The sequence below is a fragment of the Sphingobacterium shayense genome, assembly GCF_013179575.1.
GTDB lineage: Bacteria > Bacteroidota > Bacteroidia > Sphingobacteriales > Sphingobacteriaceae > Sphingobacterium > Sphingobacterium shayense.
Map to the genome: position 1 here is coordinate 1 of NZ_JABMCQ010000131.1, position 12633 is coordinate 12633.

At 40.6% G+C, this 12633-nt stretch carries 9 protein-coding genes; all 9 read left to right on the top strand.

Annotation, left to right across the window (positions count from 1 at the left end; genetic code table 11):
• Positions 1 to 1068, top strand: a 1068-nt coding sequence (locus HP439_RS14030; RefSeq protein WP_172390969.1) for a FecR family protein, incomplete at its 5' end; no start/stop codon positions are given.
• 163 nt (positions 1069 to 1231) lie between these two features.
• Positions 1232 to 4744 (top strand): TonB-dependent receptor, encoded by a 3513-nt coding sequence (locus tag HP439_RS14035; protein ID WP_172390970.1) that lies wholly within the window; start codon positions 1232 to 1234, stop codon positions 4742 to 4744.
• A gap of 17 nt (positions 4745 to 4761) precedes the next feature.
• On the top strand, positions 4762 to 6519 hold the full coding sequence (locus HP439_RS14040; protein WP_216657856.1) for a RagB/SusD family nutrient uptake outer membrane protein: 1758 nt from the start codon (positions 4762 to 4764) through the stop codon (positions 6517 to 6519).
• 36 nt (positions 6520 to 6555) lie between these two features.
• On the top strand, positions 6556 to 8265 hold the full coding sequence (locus HP439_RS14045; RefSeq protein WP_172390971.1) for a BACON domain-containing protein: 1710 nt from the start codon (positions 6556 to 6558) through the stop codon (positions 8263 to 8265).
• Between the two features lie 28 nt (positions 8266 to 8293).
• Positions 8294 to 9181, top strand: coding sequence for a phosphodiester glycosidase family protein (locus tag HP439_RS14050; protein WP_172390972.1), 888 nt, complete (start codon positions 8294 to 8296; stop codon positions 9179 to 9181).
• A 223-nt stretch (positions 9182 to 9404) separates the two neighbouring features.
• Positions 9405 to 9953, top strand: coding sequence for an exonuclease domain-containing protein (locus HP439_RS14055; protein ID WP_172390973.1), 549 nt, complete (start codon positions 9405 to 9407; stop codon positions 9951 to 9953).
• A gap of 4 nt (positions 9954 to 9957) precedes the next feature.
• Complete coding sequence (locus HP439_RS14060; protein WP_172390974.1) at positions 9958 to 10947, top strand: mannose-1-phosphate guanylyltransferase; 990 nt, start codon at positions 9958 to 9960, stop codon at positions 10945 to 10947.
• A gap of 100 nt (positions 10948 to 11047) precedes the next feature.
• Positions 11048 to 11827: a tyrosine-protein phosphatase gene (locus HP439_RS14065; RefSeq protein ID WP_172390975.1), complete on the top strand. Its 780-nt coding sequence runs from the start codon at positions 11048 to 11050 to the stop codon at positions 11825 to 11827.
• Between the two features lie 219 nt (positions 11828 to 12046).
• Entirely contained in the window at positions 12047 to 12559 is a 513-nt protein-coding gene (locus tag HP439_RS14070) for a hypothetical protein (protein ID WP_172390976.1), read from the top strand.
• The last annotated feature ends 74 nt before the right edge of the window (positions 12560 to 12633 follow it).

A 12633-nucleotide genomic window follows, 5' to 3' on the forward strand; every position in this document is an offset into this window, starting at 1 on the left:
GTAGACAAAAATGTATCTATTGAGGAAAATAATGAGTTTGTCGGTGAGGACGTAGTATTCGACCGCATTTTGAAAAAGATCGATATAGTTAGACCGCCTGTACGTACTATTTTACCATGGTATAGACGAAGTATCTATCGTGTTGCTGCTGCGTGTGTGGTGGTTTCTTTTTGTATGCTTGTGTATTATGGAAAAGAATTTCTTACACCAGAGAGTTCCTCATTACCGGAGGAATCGATAAAAATTGCAAATGAGCGACTTGAGCTACCTGATGATAATGCATTAGTAACACTTGCTGATGGAACTCAAATGTTGTTTGATGCGTCAAGTGAAGATACTTTACGACACAAAGGGCTGGAGATCGCTCGATCGAAGGACGGTAGTATAGTAATGCGGCGCAATGTGCAGGCAGATAGTTATTTTAATGAAAACGATCGACATACATTATCTGCACCTAAAGGTGTCGCACTTCGTATATTTTTGCCAGACAGTACTGCGGTATGGCTCAATTCGGGGTCGACCATTACAATTTTAGCGTCTTATGGGAAGAAAGATCGCAATGTTGAGCTTGACGGAGAAGGCTTCTTTGATGTTACCCGTAATAAATTAAAACCATTTATTGTTAGAGCTAAAAATAGTGTCGTAAAAGTTTTAGGCACGCAGTTTAACCTTTCCGCCTATTCAGCGGATGCTGCTGTTAAAACAACGTTGATCCAAGGATCAGTTGATGTTTCTGCTCGCAATAATAAATTAAGACTTATTCCCGGCCAACAAGCTGTGGTTAGTGAAAACTCGAACATAGTACTGAATAAAAATGTAAATATCAATGAAATTGTCGACTGGAAAGAAGGCTATTTCCGGTTTAACGATAAACCTGTAGGCGAAATTCTAACGGAGCTAGCGAAATGGTACCCAATCGAAGAAGTACAAATGCAAGTCGTTTCTCCTGATAATTTTACAGGTAGTATAAAGAGATCTAAAAAACTGGGAGACTTATTAGATGCTATCGCTTCAGTTTCCGATTTGAAATTTGTTGTCCAAGGGAGGAGGGTGATTGTTATGAAATAAGCTCGGTCAGCAAAATTGATGAAGGAGGCGCTACCAACACCCCCTTCGTTCAATGTAATTGGAAACTATCAGTTATTAAATAATACCAAATACCTATCAAATGTATAAAAATATTGTTGCATTGTCGCCGCATAGGGGGCGATTATATAAGTGCTTTCTTATTATGAAAATGCTCTCTTTATTTCTCTTTATTTTCTTGGTACATGCCAGCGCATCTACACGTGCACAAAAGATAAGTTTATTCGTATCGAACGCAGAATTATCGGACGTGTTGACCATGATTCAGAGACAAACTAACCTAGACTTTCTATACAGTAATTCACAACTTGAAAACGTAGGGAAAATCGATCTTAACGTGAAAAATGAGGATCTGTCGGACGTGTTGAAAAAATGTCTATCACCGAAAGGTCTCGTTTTTTTTATTGAAAACAAAACCGTTCTAATTAAAAAAGCACCCTCTACGGATAATCTATCGGAGATGGTGGCGGAACAAAGCCCTGTCAGTGGAACAGTGGTGACCGAAAGCGGAGAACCTTTGGTGGGAGCGTCGGTAAAACTCGTTAATAGTAATATGGCGACTGCAACGGATGAAACAGGACATTTCGTGCTTGATCTAGCGACGAACCAAGGTGAGTTGGTTATTAGTTCACTGGGATATCAAGAGCAAGTGGTGCCATTTCGTAGCGGAACGCCTGTGGATGTAGTCTTGAAGCTCGCAATCAGTGATCTGGAAGAGGTTGTTGTGGTTGGATATGGTGTTCAAAAGCGTGCAAACTTGACCGGTGCCGTGTCGCAGATTGACGCAAAAGACATCGCACTGCGACCCGATGCAAATATTACAAGTGCTCTACAAGGATTATTACCTGGTTTAAATGTCCAAATTAATACGGGAGATCCGACTAAAACCCCCGACATAAATGTTCGGGGATTTAACTCGATTAATGGCGGTAGTCCATTGGTATTAATTGATGGAATTGAAGGAAATATTACCCGCGTTAATCCGAATGACATCGAAAGTGTGACAGTTTTAAAAGATGCAGCATCGGCGGCTATCTATGGTGCTAGAGGGTCGTTCGGCGTTATTCTGATAACTACTAAAAAGGGGGAAGTGGGGCAAATGAAAGTAGACTACACAAACAACTTTGGTTGGACAACTCCTACAACGCGAACAGATTTCATTTCAGATCCTTATATATACGGCAAGACTGTTGACGCCGCTTTATATGGTTATAATGGTACTAGTTATACAGGCTATAACGACATGGATTGGGAAACAATAAAGTTGGTCGCAAATGGTCAATTAGATCCTTTTCATGAACTGCAAGCTGATGGCAGCTATAAGTTTTTCTACAATACCAATTGGTACGATTATCTATTTAAAAAATATCAGCCATCAAATTTTCATAATGTTTCCGTATCGGGAGGTACTGACAAATTGAAAGGTTATATGTCAGGAAGAGTATTCAAGAGGGAAACAATCAATAATATAGCTGATGATGGTGACATGGACCGTTATAATATTAAAGCAAATCTAACTTTTACGCCCAACCACTGGCTTGAGATTTCTAATAACATTCAATTTATCAATGAATACGATAAAGAATACGGGGGATTTCGTAACGGCTACGGAGGGTTGTGGAGCACAACAACATGGTATAACTTATTTCCTTTTTATCCGAGTCACATTGATGGTGTACCGGCGGATATTGGCGTGAGCGGACAAGGTGGACAGGGTGGACATGCTGCGATGGAAGCTCGTAACAACTGGATGAAATTTAATACTGAGGAATTTACCAACACTTTTCGAGTTAAAGTAAAACCGTTTGAGGGATTGGAATTGAACTTAGACTACAGTCATAGATTCGATAATACGGGGCGAACATATCGTTACAATGAATTTGAGTTCCTTTCGGGAGGTAAGCTGGATTATATAACCACCGGAATAAATAGGTTGGGAGAGTGGCGTTGGAAAGACAAGTACAAAGCGTTGAATATCTTTGGGACCTATCAAAAATCCATACAGGATGATCACAATTTTAAATTACTTTTAGGATTTAACCAAGAGGAATTCGACAGGGATCGTGTTGCTGCGCAGATGGATGGGTTATTAATTCGTGAACTAGCTAATTTACAGTTAGGTACGACGATGTTTAATATTGCGGGAGCTACACTTGATTGGGCGGTACAGGGATACTTCGGACGATTTAACTACGACTATAAAAACAAATACCTATTAGAGATAAATGCCCGTTATGACGGTTCTTCTCGTTTTCCGGGATACAGCCGTTGGGGATTCTTCCCTTCAATATCGGCCGGTTGGCAGGTAGATCGTGAAATCTTTTGGGATCCAATAAAACCCTACGTTTCTTCCTTGAAAATCCGCGGCTCGTATGGTCGTTTAGGTAATCAAACGGTAGACGTTAATACTTTCAAACAGTTAATGGAAGTTGGCCAATCGTCTTGGTTGGAAGATGGACAAAGAATATATTTTGCCGACGCACCTGCACCACTTCCTAAAGTCGTGACCTGGGAGAGTACGCAGAGCTTTGATATAGGTGCGGATATTGGATTTCTCGAAAATAAGCTTTTTGTGAATTTCGATTGGTACAATAAAATTACCGATGGAATGTATTTGCCTGGAGAGCCGCTTCCTGCTGTTTTTGGAGCAGATGAACCGCAAGAAAATTTTGCAGCATTGAAGAATACGGGTTTTGAGCTTGGAATCAGTTACCGCAATAGCTTCGATGTCGGGGGATCCCCATTAGCATTTAATGTTGCGGCAAATGTGTCTAATTTTAAAGGATATATCACAAAATACGATAATCCAAATGGACTGATGAGTACTTATTGGGAAGGTCAACGGCTTGGTCAGATCTGGGGTTACCATGTTGACGGACAGTTTCAAACGGATGAAGAGGCCCTCGCATATCAGAATAGTTTCGAGAATCCTTCTAATTCATTGGGTAAGGTTTACAATTACGAACTTAATGTTGTGCAAAATAGTGATTGGAACAGGTTGAAAGCAGGCGATATTAAGTACGTTGATAGCGATGGAGATGGAAGGATAGACGAGGGCAATTACACCCTTGATGACCATGGCGATATCCGCCCTATTGGAAATGCAATGCCACAGTTTCCATTTGGTTTAAATATGTCAGCTTCGTGGAAGGGTATAGATTTGTCGGTTGCGATAGCGGGTGTCGGACAACAACACTGGTATCCGACGGGCGATGTTTATTGGGGTCCGTATCAACGGCCTTATTTATCGTTTATACGAAAAGATCTCGTTGATAATGCTTGGCTTCCTGAAAAACCGGCTAACACATATCCGCAAATCTATCGTGGCTATACCTCTTTAAATGGCGGCAGGTCACTTTATGAGATGAACGATTATTACCTTGAAAATGTGGCTTATATGCGCGTTAAAAATTTGACCGTAGGCTACACACTTCCCCAAAGTTTGACGAGGAAGATAAATGTTGATCGTTTACGTTTTTACCTGAGCGGTGAGAACGTTTTCACATGGGCATTTGGAGGTTTAACTAAATACATAGATCCAGAACAGGCAGGATCTGCAATTAATTATTCATCACCAGGCTCGGCTGTCAGTCGCGCAGATTTACGTGATTACCCTATGGGTAAAACGTTTTCATTTGGAGTGAATATCAGTTTATAACCGATTAAGAGAAGTATATGATGAAATATATAAAATATGTGTTCGCTTGTTTGGCGACATTTGTCTTCTTTGCTTGCGAAAAGGGATTTCTAGATCGTCAAGCGGAAGATCAGATAGAAGCAGAGTTCTTTTTCAACACACCAGAAGATCTTGAGGTTGCGACAAATAATTTCTACACCATTTTATCTACTACGGGGGTTTATAATGATGATGCGTCTTCGGACAACATCGTTCCCTTGATCGCTGCCGATAGGGTGCGGGGGAACCGTATTGTACCGACCGCGAGTGGTACCGGCGGGTGGAGCTGGACTGCACTGAGAAAAATCAATTATTTTTTAGAAAATTACGAGAAAGTACAGGACCAAACTGCGAAAGCAACCTATGGTGGTATTGCTCGTTTCTTTAGGGCCTATTTTTACTTTGATAAAGTTAAGCGTTTTGGAGATGTTCCTTGGTATAGTAAAGTATTAAATGCAGGCGATGAAGATCTCTATAAAGCACGTGATTCACGACAACTTGTTATGGACTCAGTTATGGCTGATATCGATTTTGCTATCTCGAATATTCCGGCGGAAAAAAAGTTGAACCGAATCACAAAATATACTGCTTTAATCCTAAAAGCCCGGATAGGATTATATGAAGGAACGTTTAGGAAGTACCATAATATTGATGGCTATGAGTCATTTCTAAACGCGGCAGCGAGCGCGGCGGACGAACTCATGAAAAGTGGGGCATATACGCTGTTTACAACAGGCGGTACCCAGAACTCGTACCGCAATTTGTTTGCTAGAGATAATCAAGATGCCACCGAGACTATTTTAGCTGCAGATTTTGAACGGGGAATGGAAACTCATAACCTCGCTTATCTAATGACTTCGCCGACAGCTGGTTCGTGGGGACTGACAAAAGATCTAGTGAACTCGTATCTGATGACTGACGGCGGGCGTTTCACCGATTTATCTGATTTTCAGACCAAGGGGTATCTCGAAGAGATGCAAAATCGAGATCCAAGATTGGTGCAAACCACTGCGGGACCTGACTTTAGAGTAATAGGACAAAACAATCCTGAACCGGTGTCCTTAAATTTGACAACGACTGGATACCGATTGATTAAGGCACTTCCTTCTCGAGATCAGTGGAGCTCAGGACATTTTGATATTATACTTTTTCGCTATGCTGAAGCTCTTTTGATCTTCGCGGAAGCGAAGGCAGAGTTAGGAACCATAACGCAAGAGGACGTTAATCGTACGATAAATCTGTTGCGCGCCCGTGTGGGCATGCCGGGTTTAAACGTCGCTCAGGCCAATGCGTCTCCAGATGCTTATCAAGCATCATTATATCCGAATGTGGGCGATGGTGCAAATAAGGGAATTATTTTGGAGATCCGTCGAGAACGACGCGTTGAACTGTTTAACGAAGGTCTTCGCTGGGATGACTTAATGCGTTGGAAAGAAGGTAAAAAACTTGAAAAGCCTATGGTCGGGATGTACTTCCCTAGCGTTGGATCCTATGATTTTACTGGCGACGGCAAAATGGATGTTTTTGTTTATCGTGGTACAAATTCAGGTGCCCCCTCCACGGTGACTTCAACGATTAATATTCAACAGCGTAAATTACGGGATCCTGAAACGGGAAATAGCGATGCAAACAAGGGGAATATTGATCCGTTTCCGCAAGGTGGAATGTTTGATGAAGCCAAAGACTATTATTATCCAATTCCGTTAGAAGATCTTCAGCTGAACAAAAATCTGAAGCAGAATCCTAACTGGAAGTAACCGAGATAGAATTAAAAAAATTAAATTAAATAGATTATGACTGTAGCTTATAAAAGCAGTTTCAAATACCTTCTCGGATTATCGTTCATGTTCGTGTTGACATTTTTCAGCTGTAGAAAGGATAATAAAGACCTTCAGGATGTATTGATGGTCGGGACCGAATATATGGACGTTTCGAATAAAGATGCTGCATATTCTTTTGATCTATTGACAAGCGTAAAGTATTCCGTTTCTGCTGACGTAGATTGGATTCGCTTTGAGCAACCCCAAGGAGAGAAAGGTAAACAGAAAGTATCCTTTAATGTGACTAAAAACGAAGAAGAGGAACGTTCGGGTGTTATTCAAGTTCATATTAATGAAGAATTAAACCGTGAAATTCTTGTGATCCAAGAGGCAGGAACGATTAATGTTTTTTATGTGAAACCCGACGGCAAAGGAGACGGTCGATCATGGACGACCGCGACAAATTTGGATAATGCCCTCTTGTTGGCGACCAGCGGTAGCGAAATACATTTAACAGAGGGAACTTATACTCCGAGCAAAACTATTTCAGGAGGAGACGCGGCGGAAGATGCAGATCGTACTTTTGAAATTAGTAAAAATATAAAAATTGTAGGTGGATACCCTGCTGACGCCGCAGCCGACACGGAACCTGATGCCCAGGCTTATCCTACTATTTTTTCTGGGAAATTACCATCTGGAGCATCGTCTTTTCATGTTGTTTCTATTACGGCACCCCTTGGTGATCAAGAGAAGGTTGAGCTCCAAGGAGTGACAATTCGTGATGGTAATGGTTCAGACCGGAACACAAAAATAAAAGTGAATGGGAAGGAAATCAGCAGAGGGAATGGTGCTGGTATTGTTGTTGGTGGGGCACGGCTGGTTCTTCGTCAAGTTAATGTGGTGGAAAATACGACATCCAATGTCCGAGGCGTTTCCGGATATGCTGCTGGAATCTATGCTCTTACTGGGAGTGAGCTTTTTATCTATGATTCACATGTGGATAACAACAAAGCTGATGCAAACGGAGGAGGGCTTTGGGTTGAAGGCTCAAAAGCATATATCTTTAACTCAACAGTTGATAATAATTATGCCAGAGGTACGGCGGCTGGGGTTCACGCTTTTCCGGATGCATTTATCTACATGTATAATTCTTCAGTAAGCGGGAATAGTGGAACCTCTTACGGTGCTGCCGTTTATGCGCGAGGAAACTCTAAAACCTATTTGGTTAACTGTCTAATAAATGGCAATAAGAGTACTTCTTCAAACGGAGGAGGAGGAGTTATGTTGTATGACAATTCTGAGGCTCACATTATCAGCTCAACGATAACTCAGAATAATATTTCCGGTCCCGGAGGAGGCGTTTATCGCCGGCAAAATGCCAATAAGTTAACTATTATAAATTCCATAATTTCCGGGAACGAACAGGTTGAGGGTAGTTCGGATGTCGATGCATACGAAGACGATGCGATTGCACCAATCTTTAAGAGCAGTATTGTCGGATCTAGAGCGTACGATGCGTCTAATTCCGTTATCGACGGAGCTACGTTTAATGCTGGAAATATGCTTAATTCGGTGTTTTTGCCGATCGGTAATAGCAATCCCGCCTTAGAATACGGTATGAATGTAGCCGCGTTAAGTGGGGTTAGTCAACAATATAACCCGGCGTTAAGTCAGGAGATTGAAAAAGATTATAATGGTGCTTCGCGCGACGGTAAAACGACGATGGGCGCCATTGTAGAATAATAAACGAAATTTAAAAACGAAAGAACATATGAAAAAGTACATCATTTATATATCGCTATGCTTTTTGATGGTATTAGGAGCGTGCGAAGATTATGAATTACAGGGGCAGCAATTACCTGCTCCCATAGAGAGCGCCGATGATACACAATCCTTAATCGAACTGTTGGAGCAAACGCAATGGGAGACCCAAACGGTAGCCGACGGGATGGTTTGGAAGAAACATCAGTTTGATAATATCTTTGATTCTCGTCAATATATCACGATGTTCGATGTAGACCTGAATCAATCAGGGATTAAGATTGATATACCGCATGTGACCTCTGGGTTTCTGAAAACTAGCGAGGCTGCCGAGAAGGCGGGTGCAACCCTGGCGTTTAATGGGAGTTATTTTGATACGTCTATAGGTGGTTCTACCGTTTTTTTTAAGCATGCTGGAAAAATTATAACGCAAACCAAACAGGGATTCACGAGCTATAGAGAAAATTCAGCTTTGGCGATTTCAACGAATGGAAGAGTTACTATTGAAAAGAGGCCGGGCACCGGATGGGAAGCCTTAGATGCAAATTATGTTCTTGCCGGAGGACCTTTGCTTGTGTACAATGGAGAGGTGGTCGAGCAGATGGACCAGGCTTTCAATACCAATAGACACCCTAGGACAGCAGTAGGAGTGACAAAGGAAAACCATTTAATCGTTTTGGTTATTGATGGAAGATCATCGCAGTCGCAAGGATTAACAACACCTCAGTTAGGAGAGTTAATGAAAGCCTTGGGCTGTGCCGCAGCAATGAACATGGATGGAGGAGGTTCTTCGACTGCTTGGGTTAAAGATCAAGGCGTTGTAAACCACCCTTCAGACAATAAACTGTTTGATCATGCCGGTGAACGTGGAGTCGCAACCGTTTTTACAATAAAATAGTCAGTTTTATTTATTGATAGTCGATGCGGCCTAGGAGTAAATCTTAGGCCGTATTGTTTTGATACTTTTTAAGGGTGTGATCGGTCGAAATTAGTAACATAAGAGATTTTAGTCTATGCATAGGTAAAAAAAGCTGATTGACTCTAGCGGAGTACGGTGGTGTGAAGTAACCGTTTCCTTATTGTTTATTAAAAATAACTTATATTTGTGTAAAAAGAATAAAATGACTTTTACAGCAATAGATTTTGAACTAGCCACCGCCGCTTATACAAGTGTATGTGCTGTGGGAATCGTAAAAGTTGAAGATGGCGTGATTACCAAACAGTATCATAGTTTGGTCCGACCTCCAAAGAATGAGTATATGTGGCAAACCACTCGTGTTCATGGGCTTAAGCCGAAGGATACTGTGTTAGCTCCAACCTTCTTAGAATTGTTTCCACAGATTAAAGAATATTTAATTGGTGCCAAAATGGTGGCTCATAATGAGAAGTTCGACCGTGAGGTCTTGATGAAAACGATGGGCTTCTATGCGCTGGATTATAAAAAGCTTGGGCTTCCTTCACTCTGGGAGTGTACGAGTAAAATTTACCGCGCAAAAGGATTTAAAAAAACAAAATTGAGTATTTGTTGTAATATAATGGGAATTGAACTCAATCATCATGATCCTTTATCAGATGCTAAAGCCAGCGCGCAGTTATTTATGAATCAGGATAAGGTGACAAAAGATTTAGTTGAAATGCACTTCCCTATAGAGGGGCAAGTCGCGAGCTAGTTTTATGGGAAAAATTATAAATGTGATATTATCTGGAGGAGTCGGTTCCAGATTGTGGCCTTTGTCTCGAAAGTCAAAGCCGAAGCAATATTTACCAATGTTCAACGGCAAGTCCCTGTTTGGTTTGACCATTGAAAGAAATCAACGAGTTTGTGAACACGTTGTACTGGTTGGTTCGGTTAAAAATATCGATCTCGCTAAGGAGGAGTTAAAACATGTTAATCATGATATTATTATAGAAAGTGTTCCAAGGAATACTGCCGCGGCTATTGCCTTTGCTGCGTTGTCAGTCGATTCTGAAGATATATTAGTTGTTACTCCCTCTGATCATTTAATCGAAGGAGAGGAACAGTATTTACAGGCGATAAAAAGGGGAATAGAGTTTGCTAAAGAAGGGAACTTAGTGACTTTCGGAATTAGTCCCACACGGCCAGAAACGGGCTATGGCTATATAGAATCGACGGGGAATGATGTGTTATCTTTTCGCGAAAAGCCAAATTTCGAAACCGCTAAAGATTTCTTGAAGCGAGGTAATTTCTTATGGAACTCTGGGATTTTTTGTTTCAAATCGTCTACGTATTTAAACGAATTAGAGCGGTTCGATCCGAAGCTTTTCTCGGCAGCTAAGGCGGCATTTGAAGCTTCAGATTCTGGGATTTTGGATGAAGATTTATCCTTTAAGATCCCTGCGAAGAGTGTGGATTATGCAATTATGGAACGAAGCGACAGCATAAAAGTAGTGCCTTCTTTTTTCCAATGGTCAGATATGGGGTCGTTTGACTCATTATATGATTATTTAGTGGAAAAGGGACATCCCCATGATGAGAATGGGAATATTGCTATTGGCGAAGACAAAAAGACTGTATTTCTAGGGCTTTCAGATTGCGTTCTGGTGAATACCGAAGACGCGGTCTTGATAATGAATAAGTCTCACGCTCAGGAAGTTAAAAATGTTTACGAACAGCTTGAAAAGGAGAGTTCGACGTTGATTTGAGGAAAAGTAGCGTTTTGGTTACAATTTTCGTTTGATTTTATGGTTAAATCAAAGTAATATTGCAATTCAATTCGGGCGGAATTAACTTAGATTACAAAAAATGTCACTTTGGAATAAATTATTTAAAAAAAAGAGCCATAATGTCCCCTCAGCCGGTAAACTTACTTGGGTTGGATGCGATATGCATAATCATATCCTTCCCGGGATCGATGATGGCAGTAAAAGTATTGAAGATTCTTTAAAACTTATTCGCGGACTACAAGAGTTAGGGATTAATAAATGTGTTGCGACTCCTCACGTTATGCATGGCGTGCATAATAACACACCAAAAACAATTCATGATGCATATCAAAAGCTGAAAACGGCTTTAGATGTGCAGGGCGTAAAGTTTGATCTACAGTATTCAGCAGAATATATGGTCGACGACCATCTTGATACTTTAGTCCAAAATGATAATATATGCCCACTTCCGAATCGGCATATGCTTATAGAAATGTCGTACTTAGCGGAGTCCAAAGCTCTTTTTCAAGTTATTAAAGATGTTCAGGAAAAAGGCTATCAACCGATTTTAGCTCACCCGGAACGTTACAATTATTATCACCAAAATTTTAAAGTATATAAGGAAATAAAAGATGCAGGGTGTTTGCTCCAACTCAATCTCCTTTCCATATCACGGTATTACGGTGAGCATGTTAAATCAGCCGCTTTAACGTTGGTGAAATCTGGGATGTATGATCTGGTCGGTACCGATATGCACCACGAAAGGCATTTAAATGCATTGAACCAGGTTGCTACAAAATACGATATCTTTGGATTATTGAAAGATAATCCGATAAAAAATTCTACAATTTTTGACAATAGTCAAAAATTAGCTATCTAGCTTTTATAATTAAAACCCGTTGATTTTGAATGTGTTCTAATGATAGTCACATTCAAAATTTTGCATATAATATTTTCTTCCCATACTTTTCTGTATATTTTCTCGTTATTAACTTTATGTCAATTTTTGATGGACGAATACTATTCCATGTGATGCGCCGTTAGTAGTATTGGTAACAGACAACGCCGTTTTGAAATTATAGCTGTTCCAAAAAATATTATGACAACATTATCTATTTATTTAATTGCTGCTTCTGGCATACTAGTCTTTGCCGCCCTTTGGTATCTATTTAATAACGTGCTGCCGACACTTAGATTTAACAATTTCTTTTCGCTTAGTCCGTCGTTACAATGGGATCAATCCGAGCAGAAGCAAGATCATTTATTGCGTGGGTCACTGTTATTGGAGTTGATAGAAGGCAAAGGAGACGCCAAAGGAGTCCTTGTTACGAATGTGCGATTTTCGATAAAAGAATTCCATATCCGAAACTTCGATAAACTATACCTTGATGCACAAGGAACTCCTGGGCAGAAGCTTTCTGTCGCTCTTTATATAGGCCGTCGACATTTGAACTTGCTGCGGGATAAGACTGTGCGTGTTGATCTTAAGGGTTATGTCGTGCTTAAGGATAACAAACGAAGTCGGGTAAAAGCCACATATACTTTAGGTTCACAAAGTATTAATCTTCCTGAGGAATCGTTGTCTTCAGACGTTGGTATGCCAATTAATTAATTTATATCGTCAAATAAAATAGTCATCCTAGTTAACGGTTAAGCAACCGTTAACGTTATTTTTTGAGTTTTTCC